The sequence below is a fragment of the Reyranella sp. genome (assembly GCF_965228225.1).
Lineage (GTDB): Bacteria > Pseudomonadota > Alphaproteobacteria > Reyranellales > Reyranellaceae > Reyranella.
In genome coordinates this window covers 5,351,384-5,368,720 of the sequence record NZ_OZ245801.1, presented here as the reverse complement: position 1 = coordinate 5,368,720, position 17,337 = coordinate 5,351,384, and the positions used below count along the sequence as shown (strand labels likewise).

Below are 17,337 nucleotides of genomic sequence, written 5' to 3'. Positions count from 1 at the left end.
GGAAGTAATAAGGAGACCGTCATGGACAGCACGATCACCAGCTTCAAGGGCGAGACCGGCCGAGACGCGCGGCGGCGCATCCGTGCAGGGGCCGCCCGCCTGCCCACTTCCGGCATGGCGCCGGGCTATGTCCAGGGCAACCTCGCGATCCTGCCCCAGGCGCTCGCTGCCGACTTCGCCCGTTTCTGCATGCTGAACCCCAAGCCCTGCCCCCTGCTCGGCCAGTCCGAGCCGGGCGACTGGCGCCTGCCGACCCTGGGCGAGGATCTCGACATCCGGACCGACATCCCGCTCTACCGTATCTGGAAGAACGGTGAGCTGGTCGAGGAAGTCACCGACCTCAAGAGTGTGTGGCGTGACGACCTCGTTTCCTTCGTGCTGGGCTGCTCCTTCTCCTTCGAGGAGGCGCTGGTCGAGAACGGCCTCGAGCTCCGTCACCAGACCTGCAACAGCAACGTGCCGATGTTCCGCACCAACATCGAATGCGCGCCGGCGGGCCCGTTCCATGGCCCGATGGTCGTGTCGATGCGTCCGTTCAAGCCTGCCGATGCGATCCGCGCGGTGCAGGTGACGACGCGCTTCCCCTCGGTGCATGGCGCCCCCGTGCATCTCGGCAAGCCCGAGATGATCGGCATCAAGGACATCGCCAAGCCCGACTACGGCGACGGCGTGCCGGTGCGCGACGACGAGCTGCCCGTCTTCTGGGCCTGCGGCGTCACCCCGCAATCGGTCGTGGCGACGGTGAAGCCGGAATTCTGCATCACCCACGCGCCGGGCTACATGCTCGTCACCGACCTGCTCAACTCCCGCTTGGCCGTCCTCTGACGATGGCGCACCTGGAATTCGAGGGCCACGCCAAGGGCGCGGTCGAGCAGGTCACGGTCGACATCAAGGATCTCGTGATCGCCGGCTGGACCGGCCGCGACGTCACGGCGCTCAACCATCACATCGAGGAACTCAAGGCGATCGGCGTGCAGCCGCCGTCGCGGGTGCCGATCTATTACCGCGCCGCCGCGCAGATGCTGACCCAGGCCGATCGCATCCAGGTGCTGGGCGAGGACAGTTCGGGCGAGGTCGAGCCGGTGCTGATCGGTGCCGCCGACCGGCTCTGGGTGACGGTCGGCGCCGACCATACCGACCGCAAGGTGGAGAGCTACGGCATTGCCGTCTCCAAGCAGATGTGCGCCAAGCCGATCGGCCGCACCGCCTGGCGCTTCGAGGAAGTCGAGGCGCACTGGGACAGCCTGATCCTGCGCAGCTTCGTGCAGGAAGGCGGCAAGAAAGTCCTGTACCAGGAAGGGCCGCTGTCCAAGATTCGCGATCCGCGCGAGTTGATCTTCGCGTGGAAGGACAACAAGCGGCTGCCGATGGGCACCGTGATGTTCTGCGGCACCATGCCCGCCCTCGGGGGTATCCGCTCCTCGTCGCGCTTCGAGATGGAACTCGAGGATCCCGTGCTCGGCCGCAAGATCAGCCACGCCTACGACATCGAAACGCTGCCGATCATCGCCTGAAGGCGGTCTGCTTCGCGAAGACGCATGGCTCGGCTGCAGGTCGGGCCTTGCGTGAACCGCGCCGCTAAACGTACGTTCAGCGCCTTCGGGAGGAACAAGTGACCACGATCAAGGGCGCCTACGACGGCATTACCGTTCTCGACTTCACGCAGGGCATCGCAGGGCCGCACGCGTCCATGCTGCTCGCGCTGCACGGCGCCGACGTCATCAAGATCGAGCCGCCGGAAGGCGACTGGGGTCGCGCGCTGGGCGAGCTGAAGGGCGATCACTGCGCCCATTCGGTCGCCTTCAACCGCGGCAAGCGGTCGATCGCGCTGGATCTCAAGTCCGCCGACGGCGTCGAGGTCGTGAAGAAGATCGCCGCCAAGGCGCATGTCGTGATGGAAAGCTTCCGCCCCGGCGTCATCTCGCGGCTGGGCTTCGGCTACGAGGATATCAAGAAGATCAACCCGAACGTCATCTATTGCTCGGTGTCGGGCTTCGGCCAGACCGGCCCCTACAGCAAGCGTCCGACGGTCGACGGCCTGATCCAGGCGTTCAGCGGCATGATGGTGATGAACAAGATGCCGGACGGCACGCCGTGGCGGCAGGGCATGATCGCCGTCGACGTGACGACCGGCCTCTACACCTTCCAGGCGCTGGCGACGGCGCTGATGCGCCAGTTCCGCTACAATGAAGGTTGCTTCATCGATTCGAGCCTGATGCGCGCCGCGGCCGCCTTCCAGGGCGCCAAGCTGATGGAGTGGGTGTTCTCCAAGGGCGCGCCGCCGGTGCTCTACATGCCGGCCGGCAGCTACAAGACATCGAACGGCTACATCATGGTGAGCGCCATGCGGCCGCACCATTTCCGGCTGCTGTTCGAGCTGATCGGCCGCCAGGACATCGCCGACGATCCGGATCTGCAGAGCCACGAGAGCCGCATCAAGAACGCGGCCAAGATCATCAAGGCGCTGAACGAGACGATGCCGACCAAGACCACCGAGGAGTGGATCGCGATCCTGCAGCCCAAGGACGTGTTCTGCGAGCGGGTGAACAATTACTCCGACTATCTCGACCATCCGCACGTCAAGGAATCGGGTGCCATCGACTGGATCGAGCAGGACGGGTTCGGCCGCATGCCGGTCGCCAACATCGCGGGCCTGCCGCCGGCGTCGCAGCATGCGCCGCAGCAGCACGCGCCGCATGTCGGCGAGGACGGCCCGGCCATCCTGAGCGAGCTGGGCTACGGCGCCGCCGAGATCGACGCGATCCTGGCACGCGGTGGCGTGCGGTCCCCCGCGCCGGCCGTCAAGGCAGCGGACTGAGCACGAAGCGTTCGATGTCGCGGCGGCTGCACAGCCGCACGATCCGCTTCTCGCCGGCCAGCGCTTCGCACTCCTTGGCGAAGCGCTCGCGATTGAGGCGATGCGTCTTCAGCGCATAGAGCAGGATCGAGTTCCGGCTGAGGAAGGCGTTGGACAGGGTCTCGCGATTGCCGGTGCCCCACAATTCCTCGCGCGTGACGGCGCGCTTCACCGTGCGCCGCAGCAGGCGCGACATCACGACGGGTAAGGGCAGGTCGAGCCAGACCAGCGTGTCGGCCGGACGCCACACGAGATCCCTCACCTGGCCGTAATTGCCGACGACGATCCAACCGTCGTCGGCGGTCTCGCGCTCGACGCGATGACGGAACAGATCGACCGGCGCCGGCTGCCAGTCACGCCCCCAGAACAGCGCATCGAGCTCGACAAGGCGCAGGCCGGCGCGCTCGGCGAGGCGCTCGGCCAGCCAGCTCTTGCCTGATCCCGTCGTTCCGAACACCGCCACCCGTCGCATGGACAAACTCTAGCGTCGGCCGGCGCCGTCCCGCAGGAACGCTTTTCGCCACACCCCCACCCACCGCCGCTGTTGCCGCGTGGCGGCGGATCGGGGACAGTCGCTCATGCATATCGGACTCATTGCCGGCATCGGACCGGCCGCCACCGATTTCTACTATCGGGGCCTGATCGACCGGCACGTTGCCGGCGGCCTTCCGCTCGACCTCACCATGGCGCATGCAGACGTGCGGGAGATGAGCCGCAACCTGGTCGGCAAGAATCCGAACAAGCAGGCCGAGATCTTCGCAGGGTTGGCGCAGCGGCTGAAGGCGGCCGGCGCGCAGGCCGTCGCCATAACCTCGATGGGCGGCCATTTCTGCGTGAACGAGCTCATGGCGATCTCGCCGCTGCCGGTGCTCAACGCCATCCCCGCGGTCGACGCGGCGCTGGCCGCAGGGAAGTTCCGGAAGATCGGCATCCTGGGCACCCGCACCGTGATGGAATCGAAGCTCTATGGCGGCATTCCCTCGGTGCAGGTCGTCCCGACGGAAGGCGCCGCGCTCGATCTGGTCCACGACACCTACGTCGCGATGGCGACGATCGGACACGTGACCGAGGCCCAGCGCCAGGTCTTCTTCGAGGCCGGCCGCGAACTCTGCGCACGGGGCGCCGAGGCGATCATGCTGGGCGGCACCGACCTCTTCCTCGCTTTCGCCGGCCACGATCCCGGCTTTCCCGTCATCGACTGCGCCGACATCCATGTCGACGCGATCCACGCCACATCGGCCGCCTGACGGCCCGGAGCATCCACATGGCCGAAGATACCCGCCCCCGCCGCTTCGCCGTCCTGATCGACGCCGACAACACCTCGCCGCGCATCGCCGCCGGCCTGTTCGAGGAGATCGCCAAGTTCGGCGAGGCCAGCGTTCGCCGCATCTACGGCGACTTCTCCAGCACGCGCCTCAAGTCCTGGGCCGAGATCCTGCAGAAATACGCGATCGATCCCTATCAGCAGTTCGCCTACACGTCGGGCAAGAACGCTTCCGACATCGCGCTCGTGATCGATGCCATGGACCTGCTGCACAGCCGGCGGTTCGACGGCTTCTGCCTCGTCTCATCCGACAGCGACTTCACAAGACTTGCATCCCGTCTGCGCGAGGAGGGGGCCGACGTCTATGGCTTCGGCGCGCAGAAGACGCCCGAGAGCTTCCGACAGGCCTGCCGCCGGTTCATCTACACCGAGAACCTCCTGCCCGAGGCCGCGGTGACCACAGCCGGCGAGGGTGCGACCGCGAATTCCCTGCAGCCAGCCAGCGCCGCCATCCCCTTCCTGACCAAGGCTATTGCGCAGATGGAAACGGAGGACGGCTGGGTGAGCCTCGGCGCGGTCGGCCAGCGCCTTGCCAACATCGCGTCGGACTTCGATCCGCGCACCTACGGCTTCCGCAAGCTCAGCGACCTGATCCGCAAGACCGGCGCCTTCGACATGGAACAGCCGGACGGACGGACCGTGCGGATTCGGGCCAAGCCGCCCCAGCCCGTTGCGGAAGGCGCGCCCGCCCGCGGTCGCGGCCGGGGCCGGGGACGAGGCAGGGGAGCCACTTCCGCCGCGCCGCGGTCGCAATCGACATAGTCGCCGAAGAGTCGCAGCGCTGGGCCACTTCGCTCGTTGCTTTTGTCCAGGCCGCCCCCTAAGCCCGATTTGCGGTTGCCGACGCCCGCTCCTCCTTCTCAAGGAAATTCACTCGTTTGAGCACCCTTCCGGAAGCTGCCGGCCCGCGCGCGCAGGTGGCGAAAGCCGCCCGCGCCTGGGCCCAGATCCTTGCAAGCTATCGACAGCCCAGCAACAGCCGCAGCATCTTCGAGATCGCCGTCACGGTGGTGCCGCTGGTCGCGTTGTGGGCGCTGGCCTGGGCGACGCTCGACATCGGCTACTGGCTGGCGCTGCCGCTGGCCTTCGCGGCGGGTGCCTTCATGGTTCGGCTGTTCGCGATCCAGCACGATTGCGGGCATGGCGCCTTCTTCCGCCAGCGCTCGGCGAACGACTGGATCGGGCGCATCGCCAGCGTCCTCACGCTCACACCTTACGACGTCTGGCGCCGTACGCATGCGACCCATCATGCGAGCACGGGCAATCTCGACAAGCGTGGCCTCGGCGACGTCGACACGCTGACGGTCGAGGAATACCGCGCCCGCTCGATGTGGGGCCGGCTGCGCTATCGTCTCTATCGTCATCCGCTGGTCATGTTCGGTCTCGGACCGGCCTATCTGTTCATCGTCCAGCATCGCCTTCCGATCGGCTTGATGCGCGATGGCTGGCGCCCATGGGTCAGTACGATGACGAACAACCTGGCGATCGTTCTGGTCGCCGGACTGCTCATCTGGCTGGTCGGCATCAAGGCCTTCCTGTTGATCCACCTTCCGGTGCTGCTGCTCTCCGCTTCGGTCGGCGTCTGGCTGTTCTTCGTCCAGCATCAGTTCGAGCACACGAAGTGGGACAACGATCCCGACTGGAACCTGCACGAGGCCGCCCTGCACGGCAGCTCGCACTATGATCTGCCGGCCTTCCTGCGCTGGTTCACCGCGAACATCGGCATCCATCACGTCCATCATCTCAGCAGCCGCATCCCCTACTACCGGCTGCCACACGTGCTGCGCGACCATCCCGAGCTGCGGGACGTCGGACGCCTGACCCTGCTTCAGAGTTTCCGGTGTGTGCGCCTGGTCCTGTGGGACGAGACGCAGCGCCGCCTAGTGTCGTTCCGCGAGGCGCGCGCCTCAGCTCGCTGACGCGCAGCTCTTCAGCAGGTTGCGGGCCGCGGGATCGGCCGGAGCCACCGCAAGGCATTCCTCGAAGTGGGTGCGGGCCGCCGCAATATCATGTCGGAGCAACGCCGCGACCCCGCGCAGCAACGGCTCGCGCGTTCTGAGCTTGGCCTCGCGCGCCGGTAGCGGATCGCGGTCGAACACCTCGAACAGCACCACCGGCCGCGTCTTGCCCCTGACCACCACGATGTCCAGGGGACGGATCGCATAGGCGCCGGGATCCCCCAGTCGATCGTAGGTGTCCTGCGAGATCAGCATCTGGACCCGATAGACCTTGGTGAGACTTTCGATCCGGGAGGCAAGGTTGACGGCATCGGAGATCACGGTGCCGTCCATGCGATGCAGCTCGCCGATGGTGCCCATCATCAGCGAGCCGGTGTTGAGTCCTGTCCCGATGGCCACCGGCGCCAGCCCCTGCGCCGCGCGGGCGGCATTGAACGAGTCCAGCGCGTCCAGCATCGCGAGACCGGCCCGCACGCCGTCGTCGGCGTTCTCGAACAGCGCCATGATGGCGTCGCCGATATACTTGTCGATGAAGCCGCCATGGTCGCGGATCACCGGCCCCACATGCTCGAGATAGGCGTTGATGAACGAGAAGTTCTCGTCCGGTGTCATCGTTTCCGACAGCGCCGTAAAGTTGCGGATGTCGGAGAACATGATGGTCATGTGCTCGCGCTTGTTGTCGCCCAGCGCGACCGACACGATGTTCGGCTTGCCGATCTTGGCCAGGAAGGCGCGCGGCACGAAGCGCTCGATCGCCAGGTTGGTTTCCCGCAGATCGTCGATCCTCGCCCGCACCGAATCGCGCATCGAGGCGAAGCTGCGGGCGAGATGCCCGATCTCGTCGCCGCGGTCGGTATTGGCGATCGCATGGTCGAGGTCGCCGTCCGCGATGGCGCCCGCCTCGCCTCGGAGGTTCAGGATAGGATCGATGATCCGCCGCTGCAGCAGCCGCGAGGCCAGCCAATAGATCAGCGGCAAGGTCACCGCGAGCATGACCATCGAGCTCACGAACACATGCACCACGGCCTGCCGCGCGAGGGCCAGGTCGTAGGTGACCTTGCGCACGATAATCATCGGCCTTTCGTCCTTGATCGTGTCCGCCCTGTTGTAGCGACTGTAGGTCGTCACGCGATGGCCGGAAGCGTCGGGCACCTGCACGCGACCCTCTTTCAGGATCTCGGCCGCCAGGGCGGGAGCGAGCTTCTCGCCGGGCCGGATCAACGACCAGGTTCCCGAGGCATTGATCAGGTACATGTCGACATCGGTCACATAGGCGTTCGATTTGACCGCGTCGGAAAAGTAGTCCTCGAAGAAGTACTGGCTCATCCAGCCGAAGTCGCCGTGCTTCAGCGTGGTGCGAACCTCGGACGAGACTTCGATCAGGTAGTCCTTACCGGGCGGACCGTAATAGGTGTAGGTGCGCAGCGTGCCGGTGACCGACGACAGGTCGATCCCGTCGCTCATCGCCCTGCCCTTGTCGAACACCGAATCGAGGAACTCCGAGAAGGGCCCTTTGGGAAAGACCAGGCCCCTGTCGTAGGAGAGGTTGGTGTTGAAGATCTTGTGGTCGCGATCGATGAAGTAGAGGTGCGCAACGCCGTACCGGGCCGCGAGCGCGTTCAGTTCGTCGACCGTCAGGGCAGCCGGAGGGCGGCCCATACGCTCGACCTCCGCCTCGATCTGCGGCAGGACCTTGGCCATGAGCGCCGTGTTGCGCTCGTTCTCGGTGCGCAGCATCGTTTCGAAGACGTCGAACCGTTCGCTGAGGCTGGCCTCGATGCGGCGCAGCTCCTCGTCCTGCAGCCGCGACACCAGCCGGTACATGGCGAGCGACGCCACGATCGTCGCGCCCAGGCTCACGGCCACCAGGACGGTGAGCAGAAAAAGACCGACCTTTCGCTTCATCGAAGGGCGGTCCTTCAGCCGGTCAGGTGTTCTGCCACAGCCGCGTCGTGTACGCGCCCTCGACGTTGGCGTCGATCTGGGCCGCGACGGCTTCGCTCTCGCCGATGCGGGGCGCGATGATCTTGCCGAACGAGATGCGGCCGGGTGCCGGCCACGCCTTCGGGTCCCAGAGCTTGGCGCGCACGATCGAGCGGGCGCAGTGGAAGTAGCAATGCTTGATGCGGACGCGGGTCGCCAGCAGCGCCGGCTTGCCCAGCGAGCTGAGCGATGCCACGAGTTCGGCGTCGTCGTGGATCTCCGCGGTGCCGGAAATGCGCAGCGTCTCGCCGGTCGCGGGGACCAGCGCGATGATGCCGATCTGGCCGGTGTCGAGGATGTTGTTGAGGCCGAAGGCCAGATTGTTGCCGACCCGCTCAGGGATCAGCAGCGTCTTCGCATCCTCGATCCGGATGAAGCCCGGTTCGTCGCCCTTGGGCGAGACTTCGACGGTGCCGTCCGCCGACGTCGTGCCGACGAGGGCGAACGGGCAGCGCTTCAGGAATTCGATCGATTGCTCGTCCAGCGCGTCCAGAATCTTCACCCGTGTGGCCGGCCGCGGCTCGGCAATGATGCGCCGCAGCTCTTCTTTCGTGCTGATGCGAGCCATGAAACAACTCCTTCGGAAACGCGTTGAGCAGGAAACATCCGCCACTTGCGAACGACTTGCAACCTCGCCGGCGTTGGGGGCTCTCCCGGCTCGTCAGACGAAGTGCGGCGCCACTTCCAGCATGAAGCGCTGCATCTGCTCTTTCACCATCGCGTGCGGTTTCTGGCCGTAGTTGAAATAGAGAATGACCTCGGCGACGCCGGCGGCCTCGACCTGCTTCAAGGTGTCGACGATGTGCTGTGGGCTGCCGCACAGGATCGACTTGTCGGTCAGCTTCTCCGGCCGCATGTCGCGCAGGATGTTCACGATGTCGACGAAGTACTTGTAGGTCGGCGGCACCTTCTCGCCCGACGACGAGGGGAAGGCCGCGATCAGCGCATCCTGGAAGTAGCGGACCAGGGCCTCCTTGCCGTAGCGCTCCTCCTCCGGCGTCGAGGCGATGTGCACGAAGTAGGAGCACATGGCCCGCCGCATCGGCCGCTTGAACCCGCTCTCGCAGGTCTCGCGATAGACCCGCACCGCGTCGGCCAGCGAGCCGTAGACCATGGCTGCCGCGAAGGGCGCATAGATCACGTTCCAGTCGTTCTTCGCCGCCAGCTCCATCGAGGGCCGCGAAAAGCAGGCCACGTAGGGCCTGAGGGGGCTCTGCGCCGGCTTGGGGCGCACCTCGACGTCGTTGAACTCGTAGAACCGGCCCTTGTGGGACCACGTGCCGGGTTCGGTCCAGGCGCGCCACACGATTTCCAGCCCCTCGGCGAACAGCTCGGCCGACTCGTCGAAGGGCATCTGGAACGGATCGTATTCCTTGCGGTCGTAGCCGCGGCCGGCGGCGAAATCGACCCGGCCGCCCGACAGGAGATCGAGCGTCGCCCATTCCTCGGCGACATGCAGCGGATGGTGCACCGGCAGCAGGGTCACGGCCGGCGCCAGCCGCAGCTTGGTCGTGGCGCCCGCCAGTTGCGCCAGCATCGCCAGCGGTGAGGCGTTGACGCCCAGCAGGTTGAAGTGGTGCTCGCCGATCCACGCCGAGTTCAGCCCGACCTGCTCGGCCCACAGCGCCTCGGCATAGATGTCCTTGATGAAGGATTCGGCCGAGCGCGGATTGTTCGGATAGCGATTGTCGGAGAGCGTAAAGTAACCGAATTGCATGATCAGGCCGCCTGCTGCACCACTTCGGACAGGGAGACGATCCAGTCGCGGAACGCCTTGATCTTGCGCCGCCGGATCGCCTCGGGGGGATAGACCAGATAGTACGCGAAGTCCGAAGAGCGCTTGAATTCGAACGGGACGACCAACCGGCCGGCCTTGAGATCGGGCTCGACCAGCGGGTTGCGGCCCAGCGCGACGCCCAGCCCGTCCATCGCGGCCTGGTAGGCCGCCAGCGCGAAGTCGAACGAGACGCCGCGCGAGGCGTCGACGCCTTTCACCCCCGCCGCCGTTAGCCAGACCTGCCAGTCGTCGGGAAAGCTGCCGATATGGAGCAGTGTGAACCGTTTGAGGTCGGCCGGCTTGCCGAGGCCGTTCGGTCCCTTCATCAGCGACGGCGCACAGACCGGCATCACGTCCTCGCTGACCAGCCGCTCGGCCATCAGGTTCGGCCACTGGCCGCGGCCGTAGCGGATACCGATGTCGACATCCTCGCGGGAGAAGTCCACCAACGACGTGCCCGTCGAGATGCGCACGTCGATCTCCGGATGCGAGCGCTGAAAACCGCCCAGCCGCGGCACCAGCCACTTCACGGCAAAGGACGAGGTCGTGGTCACCGTGAGGTTGCCGCCCTTGTCCTTCTGCAGCAGTTTCTCCGTCGCCTCGTTCAGCTGGTCGAAGGCCGCACGCACCGAGGGGAGATAGGCCTGACCGGCTTCGGACAGCAGCAGCGAGCGATTGCGCCGCACGAACAATTTTAATCCGAGTCTCTGCTCCAGCCCACGCACCTGGTGGCTGATCGCGGCCTGCGTGACGCTCAATTCCTCCGCCGCATCGGTAAAGCTCATATGGCGTGCCGCCGCTTCGAAGGCACGCAAGCCGTTGAGCGGCGGCAGGGATCGTTTCATGGCCAATCCTTCACATGAGGTATTTTAATCAAAACAGGACAAAGGGTCGTTTGTAAAGGGGGACCCTGGAGCGCACATCAGCCCCAACAGAGTTCAACCCTTCCGAGAGCAGTTCCATGGCCAACATATCGATCCACTCCTCCTCACAGGCGCCGTTCACCGGCACCTTCACCGCCTTCGGCCAGATCCTGGCGACGTGGCGCGAGCGGGCCAGGCAGCGTCGCGAGCTCGTCAACTTGGACCACCGGACGATGCGCGATCTGGGCATCAGCCCGGTCGACGTTCAGTTCGAGGCCAACAAGCCCTTCTGGCGCGGCTGACATTCCAATCCGGAGAGGTCCCGTTTCCTACCCTGCACGGGACCATCCCCCTCCGGTGCCTGGCCGGCGGTCGCTCCCTGCCTCCCTTGCGACCGCCGGCTTTTTCTTTGCCGTTCTTCTTTGCCAGCCGGCGCGGCTCTGCTAGAGCCGCCGCGTGCCGCTCAACGACCAGCAGATCCAGACCCTCGGCCGTGACGCCCTGCAGCGCGCGGCGGCGGGGGATTTCGCGTCCGCCGAAAAGATGTTCGCCCGCATCGTCGAGGCGCGGCCCAACATGGGCCAGGCGCTCCATCTGCTGGGCCAGGTTCGGCTCAAGCTCGGCCGCTTCGACGAGGCGCGCGAACCGCTTGAGCGCGCCGCGCAGTTCTTGCCGCGCGACGTCGCCGCTCAGACCAACCTCGCAGGCTGCCTGATCCAACTCGGCCGGCACGAGCAGGCGTTGGCCGCACTCGCCAGGGCCGCGAAGCTCAAGCCCGATGACGCCGCCATCGCCCACAATACCGGCCGCACCCTCGAAGCTCTGGGCCGCGCCGGGGAAGCCGAGCACGCCTACGATCTCGCTCTGTCGATCGACCATCGACTGCTGGCGGCGTTGAGCGCGCGGGCGGAGCTGCTGGCCGCGCGCGGCGAATGGGCCGGCGCCCTCGCCGATCTCGAAACGGCGCTGGTGAGCCAGCCGAACGATCCCCGACTCCGGCTGCGGCGCGGCGAGCTGATGCTGCGCCAGGGCGACTGGTGGCGCGGTCTCGGCGATTACGAAGCGCGACTGGAGATTGCGGGGGAGGGCTATGCGCCCGAGCTGCCGCGCTGGCAGGGTGAACCGCTCGACGGCCGTCTGCTGCTCTACCCCGAGCAGGCCGACATCGAGAGCGAGGCCGCTCTGCGCGATACCTTGATGCTGGCGCGCGCCGTCGAAGCAGTCGTGCAATGCAGCGCGACCCTGGCCGACTGGTTCGACGGCCCGACCGTGCGCCGCGGCGAGCCGCTCGACGGATTCGTGGCCGCCGCCCCGCTGCGCAGCCTGCCGCTTCTGCTGAACTGGACGCGAGACGCGCCGCCGCCGCCGGCGAAACTACGGCCCATCGCCAAACCCGCGTCCCGCATCGGCTGGTTCAGCACCGGCGAGCCTCCGGCTGGCTTCGATCTCGTGCGCAGACCAGAAGAGATCCCAACCTGTCGTTTCGTCGTGGGCGACGACACCTGGCCCGCGCATGCCGCGGCCTCGCTCGGAATCGCGACGGTGATCCTGGTGCCCCCTATCGCAGACTGGCTCTGGGGTCCGAACCTCGGAATATCGCCGTGGTACGCCTCTGCGGAACTGCTGCGCGACGACGATCGCGAAGGACTGGCGGCGCGGCTCGCCGGGTGCTGATATCCGCGTCCGGCGGAAACACCCAACACCCAGAGGCCAAACCCATGGGCAAGACCCTGTTCGACAAGATCTGGGACAGCCACGTCATCACCGATCTCGGCAACGGCTTCGTGCTGCTGCACATCGATCGCCTGTTGCTCCATGACATGTCCGGCGGCAAGGCGCTGAAGGAAGCCATCGATAAAGGCTATCCGCCTGTGCAGCCGCGGCTGATCTACGGCACGCCCGATCACACCATGTCGACCAAGCCCGGCCGCACCGAGCACACCCATCCGCCGGGCCTGCCGCTCATCAAGTCGATGCGCGAGACGACCAGCGCCTACGGCATCAAGCTGTTCGACCTCGGCCAGGACGGCCAGGGCATCGTGCACGTGATGGGTCCCGAACAGGGGCTGACGCTTCCCGGCACGACGCTGGTGTGCGGCGACAGCCACACCTCCACCCATGGCGGCCTCGGTGCGCTGGCCTTCGGTATCGGCTCATCGGAGCTGGTGCATGTGATCGCGACGCAAACGATGGTGCAGCGCAAGCCCAAGCGAATGCGCGCCAGCTTCGAGGGCAAGCTGATGCCGGGCGTCACGGCCAAGGACATGATCCTTCACCTGATCGGCGAGCTCGGTACCGCCGCCGGCACGGGTTACTCGGTCGAATATGCCGGCTCGGGCGTGCGCGCTTTGCCGGCCGAAGCCCGCCTCACACTGTGCAACCTCACCATCGAGATGGGCGCGCGAACCGGCATGGTGGCGCCCGACGATACGACCTACGAATACCTGAACGGCCGCGACTATGCGCCCAACGGCGCGATGTGGGACCGCGCGGTCGCGCACTGGCGCACCCTGCCGACCGATCCCGACGCCGAGTTCGATCGCGAGCACACGATCGACATGAAGAACGTCGCGCCGCAGATCACCTGGGGCACCAGCCCCGAACATGTCATTGCCGTCGATCGCGCCATTCCCGACCCGCGCAGCGGTCCGGAGGAGAAGCGCGGCGCCTGGGAAGCCGCGCTCCAGTATCAGGGCCTCGAGCCCGGCAAGCCGATCGAGGGCACCAAGGTCGACTGGGTGTTCATCGGCTCCTGCACCAACAGCCGCATCTCCGACCTGCGCGCCGCCGCGGAAATCGTGAAGGGCCGGCACAAGGCCGACCATGTGACCGCCTGGGTCGTGCCGGGCTCGGTGCGCATCAAGGCCGAAGCCGAGGCCGAGGGACTCCACCGCGTGTTCCTCGACGCCGGCTTCGAATGGCGCGAGCCCGGCTGTTCGATGTGCCTCGCCTCCAACGGCGAGCGGGTGCCGCCCGGCAAGCGCAGCGTCTCGACCTCCAACCGCAACTTCGTCGGCCGTCAGGGGCCCGGCGCCCGCACCCATCTCGCCAGCCCCGCCATGGCCGCAGCCGCCGCCATCAAGGGCGCCATCGCCGACGTCAGGAAGATCTAACGAAAGGCCTCACCCTGAGGAGCGGTCCGCAGGACCGCGTCTCGTCGCGCGGAGTAACCTCCGCGCTGGGGTGGGAACGAGCACCACGATTGTTGCCCATCCTTCGAGACGCGCGCTTCACGCGCTCCTCAGGATGAGGTGAAGGGAGGAAACGCAGAATGGACAAGTTCACCAAGGTGACGGGAGTCGCCACGCCGCTGATGCGCCAGAACGTCGACACCGACCTGATCATCCGCATCGAGCGGCTGGTCGACAACGTGACCCGCGAAGGGCTGGGCCCCTATGCCTTCGAGCAGATCCGCTTCAAGCCCGACGGCAGCGAGGATCCGGACTGCATCTTCAACCAGACGCCCTATCGCGACGCGCCGATCATCCTCAGCCGGGAGAATTTCGGCTGCGGCTCGAGCCGCGAGGGCGCGGTGTGGGCGCTGAAGGGCATGGGCATCAAGGCGGTGATCGCGCCCTACTTCGGCGACATCTTCAACAACAACTGCTTTCAGAACGGGCTATTGCCGGTGGCTCTGCCGATCCACGAGATCGAGCAGCTCGCCGACGAGATGACGGCTTCGCCCGGCAACGCGCGTATCACCGTCGACCTCGAGAACTGCCAGGTGATCTCGCCGACCGGCCGCACCATCCCATTCCAGGTCGATGCGCGGCGCCAGCACGCCATGCTGAACGGGCTCGACGACATCGCGCTCACCATGTCGCGCCGCGATGAGATCGAGGCGTGGCAGACATCGGACAAGAGTTCGCGTCCGTGGGTTTGGCTGTAGGCGTTTGAGCCCGCTGCATCCCCAGCGTCGGGCATGAGCCCGACGCATCTAGCGGCGGCCCTCCTCATCGTGGCGATGTGGGGGCTGAACTTCACGGTCATCCGGTTCGGCCTCGACGAGTTCACGCCCTTCGCCTTTGCGACCTGGCGCTTCCTGCTGGGCGCGCTGCCGGCTTTGTTCATTCCCAAGCCCGCGGTCTCCTGGTCCGTCCTGGCGGGCATCGGCGGCCTGATGTTCGGCGGCCAGTTCATCTTCCTGTTCTTCGCCATGGGCGCCGGACTGCCGCCCGGACTCACCTCGGTGCTGGTGCAGCTCCAGGGGCCGCTCACCGTCGTGCTGGCCGCCTTGTTGCTGCGCGAGCATGCGACGCGCGGACAGTGGCTCGGCCTCGCCGTCGCGGTCGCCGGCGTCGTACTGCTCGCACGCTCAATCTCCGACGACACGCCGCTGCTCGCCGTCGGCCTGGCGCTGATGTCGGCCTTCACCTGGGCGCTGGGCAATCTCGTCTTCCGCTCGGCCCGCGGCGTTTCGATGTTCGCCGTCACCGTCTGGGCGAGCGTCCTGCCGCCGATTCCGCTCGCTCTCGCATCCCTCGTGCTCGACGGGCCGGCGGCGCTGGCCGCACCCATCCTCGCGCCGACCTGGCTTGGCTGGTTCGTGCTCTTCTACACGGTCGTTCCCGTGATGTGGCTGGGCTACCTGATCTGGGGCACCTTGCTACGCACCTATCCCGCCGCGAAAGTCGGACCCGTCAGCCTGCTCGTGCCCTGCGCCGCGCTCGCGATCTCGGCTTACCTCACCGGCGAGCCGCTGTCGGGGGAGCGCCTCGTGGCCGTGGCGGTCGTGCTGGGCGGCGTGGCGGTCGGCGTCTACGCCTCGGCGCGACGCCTGCGCTGAGCACTTCGCACCGTCTTGCCGAACACAGACGGCGGCACCGCGCGAGTCACGACCTCGCGCAGCGCGAAGCTCGATTCCAGCCGCGCGACCCGCGGCAGGCGCGAGAGCTCTGTGCGGTGGATGCGCTCGAAATCCTCGATGTCGCGCGCCAGCACGATGACGACATAGTCGTCGCTGCCCGACATCAGGAAGCAGCGCACCACCGAGGGGCAGTCGAGGACGCCTGCCTCGAACGCCGTCAGCGCCTCGTCGCTCTGGCTGTCCAGCGTGATCCGCACCACGACCGTCGTGGCCAATCCGAAGCGGCCGAGGTCGAGCACGGCCTGGTAGCCGCGGATCAGGCCCTCCTCCTCCAGCGCACGCTGCCGCCGCGCCACCGCGGTGCTCGACAGGCCGACCCGCGCGGCAAGCTCGACCTGGCTCACCCGGGCATTCTCCGTCAGCTCCGACAGGATGGTGGCGTCGATCTTGTCGAGATGCATGTTCGGAATCCTGCGTGCTTTCGCGGCTCAACGTAGAATTTCGGCAGGAGAGACACAATTCGTCTTCAGAATGCCGGGAAACAAACCCGCATTCCTTGGTTTGATGACACCCGAACCCAGCTGGAGATTGGACCTATGCGCGTCGGTGTGCCGAAAGAGATCAAAATGCATGAATATCGCGTCGGGCTGACGCCCGGCGCGGTTCGCGAATACGTCCATGCCGGCCACGAAGTCGTGGTCGAGACCGGCGCCGGCGCCGGGATCGGGGCCGGCGACGACGTCTACCGCACGGCAGGCGCGCGCATCGCCGACACCGCCGCCGAGATACTCTCGACCGCCGAGATGATCGTGAAGGTGAAGGAGCCGCAGCCCGGCGAATGGGCGCAACTGCGCTCCGGCCAGATCCTGTTCACCTATCTCCATCTCGCCGCCGATCCCGCGCAGGCCAAGGGCCTGATCGAGTCGGGCTGCACCGCCGTCGCCTACGAGACTGTGACCGACGCGCGCGGCGGCCTGCCGCTGCTGGCGCCGATGAGCGAGGTCGCCGGGCGACTCTCGATCGAGGCGGCGGGCGGCGCCCTGCAGCGCCATCGCGGCGGCCGCGGCCTGCTGTTGGGCGGCGTGCCGGGCGTGAAGCCGGCCCATGTCGTCGTACTGGGCGGCGGCGTCGTGGGCACGCATGCCGCGCGCATGGCGGCGGGCCTCGGCGCCGAGGTCACGGTACTGGACCGCTCGCTGCCGCGGTTGCGCGAACTCGACGATCTGTTCCAGGGCCGGGTCCGCACGCGCTACTCGACGATCGACTCCATCGAGCAGGAAGTGTTCTCGGCCGATGCCGTAATCGGCGCCGTGCTGGTGGCCGGCGCCACCGCACCCAAGCTGGTGACCAAGGCGATGCTCAAGTCGATGAAGCCGGCCTCGGTGATCGTCGACGTCGCCATCGACCAGGGCGGCTGCTTCGAGACCTCGCACGCCACGACGCATGCCGAGCCGACCTACGAGGTCAACGGCATCATCCACTATTGCGTGGCCAACATGCCCGGCGCTGTGCCGGTGACCTCGAGCGAGGCGCTCAACAATGCCACTCTGCCCTTCGGCCTCGCTCTCGCCGGCAAGGGCCTCGCCGCCATCGCCGCGAACCAGCATCTCGCCGCAGGCCTCAACGTCCATCACGGCCAGCTGACGCACAAGGCGGCCGCCGAGAGCCTCAGCCTTCCCTACGTGCCCGCCGAACAGGCGATCGCCGCCTGAGCTGGAATCCTCCCCGCCCTCTCTTCGGGGCGGGGAGAAAATCCTCAACGGCATGG

At 66.8% G+C, this 17,337-nt stretch carries 18 protein-coding genes; 12 read left to right on the top strand and 6 right to left on the bottom strand.

From position 1 onward, the window contains the following. Positions 1-21: 21 nt before the first annotated feature. The 3 genes from ACO07K_RS26020 to ACO07K_RS26010 all read left to right on the top strand — a co-directional run bounded on the left by ACO07K_RS26020 (position 22) and on the right by ACO07K_RS26010 (position 2,818). Complete coding sequence (locus ACO07K_RS26020; RefSeq protein WP_422033087.1) at positions 22-825, top strand: putative hydro-lyase; 804 nt, start codon at positions 22-24, stop codon at positions 823-825. A 2-nt stretch (positions 826-827) separates the two neighbouring features. Continuing rightward, a complete protein-coding gene (locus tag ACO07K_RS26015) occupies positions 828-1,514 on the top strand; it encodes a DUF2848 domain-containing protein (protein ID WP_422033085.1) in 687 nt (228 codons plus the stop codon). A gap of 98 nt (positions 1,515-1,612) precedes the next feature. Then, positions 1,613-2,818 (top strand): CaiB/BaiF CoA transferase family protein, encoded by a 1,206-nt coding sequence (locus tag ACO07K_RS26010; protein ID WP_422033083.1) that lies wholly within the window; start codon positions 1,613-1,615, stop codon positions 2,816-2,818. Here the strand turns inward: ACO07K_RS26010 and ACO07K_RS26005 are convergent. Next, positions 2,802-3,329, bottom strand: a complete 528-nt coding sequence (locus ACO07K_RS26005) for a hypothetical protein (RefSeq protein WP_422033081.1) — start codon at positions 3,327-3,329, stop codon at positions 2,802-2,804. The two genes, ACO07K_RS26010 and ACO07K_RS26005, sit on opposite strands and share 17 nt — an antisense overlap. 106 nt (positions 3,330-3,435) lie before the next feature. Between ACO07K_RS26005 and ACO07K_RS26000 the strand changes: the two genes are divergently transcribed. The 3 genes from ACO07K_RS26000 (at position 3,436) to ACO07K_RS25990 (ending at position 6,100) form a co-directional block, all read left to right on the top strand. After that, positions 3,436-4,104, top strand: a complete 669-nt coding sequence (locus ACO07K_RS26000; RefSeq protein ID WP_422033079.1) for an aspartate/glutamate racemase family protein — start codon at positions 3,436-3,438, stop codon at positions 4,102-4,104. 17 nt (positions 4,105-4,121) lie between these two features. Continuing rightward, positions 4,122-4,943: an NYN domain-containing protein gene (locus ACO07K_RS25995; protein ID WP_422033077.1), complete on the top strand. Its 822-nt coding sequence runs from the start codon at positions 4,122-4,124 to the stop codon at positions 4,941-4,943. A 116-nt stretch (positions 4,944-5,059) separates the two neighbouring features. Then, complete coding sequence (locus ACO07K_RS25990) at positions 5,060-6,100, top strand: fatty acid desaturase (RefSeq protein WP_422033075.1); 1,041 nt, start codon at positions 5,060-5,062, stop codon at positions 6,098-6,100. Here the strand turns inward: ACO07K_RS25990 and ACO07K_RS25985 are convergent. From ACO07K_RS25985 to ACO07K_RS25970, 4 genes are all read right to left on the bottom strand, one after another. After that, a complete protein-coding gene (locus ACO07K_RS25985) occupies positions 6,089-8,044 on the bottom strand; it encodes an adenylate/guanylate cyclase domain-containing protein (RefSeq protein ID WP_422033073.1) in 1,956 nt (651 codons plus the stop codon). The two genes, ACO07K_RS25990 and ACO07K_RS25985, sit on opposite strands and share 12 nt — an antisense overlap. A 22-nt stretch (positions 8,045-8,066) precedes the next feature. Next, positions 8,067-8,690, bottom strand: coding sequence for an MSMEG_1061 family FMN-dependent PPOX-type flavoprotein (locus tag ACO07K_RS25980; RefSeq protein WP_422033071.1), 624 nt, complete (start codon positions 8,688-8,690; stop codon positions 8,067-8,069). A 93-nt stretch (positions 8,691-8,783) separates the two neighbouring features. Continuing rightward, positions 8,784-9,839: an LLM class flavin-dependent oxidoreductase gene (locus tag ACO07K_RS25975; protein WP_422033069.1), complete on the bottom strand. Its 1,056-nt coding sequence runs from the start codon at positions 9,837-9,839 to the stop codon at positions 8,784-8,786. Positions 9,840-9,841: 2 nt separating this feature from the next. Beyond that, complete coding sequence (locus ACO07K_RS25970) at positions 9,842-10,744, bottom strand: transcriptional regulator GcvA (RefSeq protein ID WP_422033067.1); 903 nt, start codon at positions 10,742-10,744, stop codon at positions 9,842-9,844. Positions 10,745-10,860: 116 nt separating this feature from the next. Here ACO07K_RS25970 and ACO07K_RS25965 point away from each other — a divergent pair, with 116 nt between their 5' ends. From ACO07K_RS25965 to ACO07K_RS25945, 5 genes are all read left to right on the top strand, one after another. After that, complete coding sequence (locus tag ACO07K_RS25965) at positions 10,861-11,064, top strand: DUF1127 domain-containing protein (protein ID WP_422033065.1); 204 nt, start codon at positions 10,861-10,863, stop codon at positions 11,062-11,064. A 154-nt stretch (positions 11,065-11,218) separates the two neighbouring features. Further along, positions 11,219-12,436, top strand: coding sequence for a tetratricopeptide repeat protein (locus ACO07K_RS25960; protein ID WP_422033063.1), 1,218 nt, complete (start codon positions 11,219-11,221; stop codon positions 12,434-12,436). 44 nt (positions 12,437-12,480) lie between these two features. After that, positions 12,481-13,875: a 3-isopropylmalate dehydratase large subunit gene (gene leuC, locus ACO07K_RS25955; protein ID WP_422033061.1), complete on the top strand. Its 1,395-nt coding sequence runs from the start codon at positions 12,481-12,483 to the stop codon at positions 13,873-13,875. 158 nt (positions 13,876-14,033) lie between these two features. After that, positions 14,034-14,651 (top strand): 3-isopropylmalate dehydratase small subunit, encoded by a 618-nt coding sequence (leuD, locus tag ACO07K_RS25950; RefSeq protein ID WP_422033059.1) that lies wholly within the window; start codon positions 14,034-14,036, stop codon positions 14,649-14,651. 33 nt (positions 14,652-14,684) lie between these two features. Then, positions 14,685-15,548 (top strand): EamA family transporter, encoded by an 864-nt coding sequence (locus tag ACO07K_RS25945; protein WP_422033057.1) that lies wholly within the window; start codon positions 14,685-14,687, stop codon positions 15,546-15,548. Here ACO07K_RS25945 and ACO07K_RS25940 read toward each other — a convergent pair. Beyond that, a complete protein-coding gene (locus ACO07K_RS25940; RefSeq protein WP_422033055.1) occupies positions 15,521-16,030 on the bottom strand; it encodes an Lrp/AsnC family transcriptional regulator in 510 nt (169 codons plus the stop codon). The genes ACO07K_RS25945 and ACO07K_RS25940 overlap by 28 nt on opposite strands. 135 nt (positions 16,031-16,165) lie before the next feature. On the opposite strand from ACO07K_RS25940, the gene ald reads away from it, so the two are divergent. Further along, positions 16,166-17,281 (top strand): alanine dehydrogenase, encoded by a 1,116-nt coding sequence (gene ald / locus ACO07K_RS25935; RefSeq protein WP_422033053.1) that lies wholly within the window; start codon positions 16,166-16,168, stop codon positions 17,279-17,281. Positions 17,282-17,337: the final 56 nt, after the last annotated feature.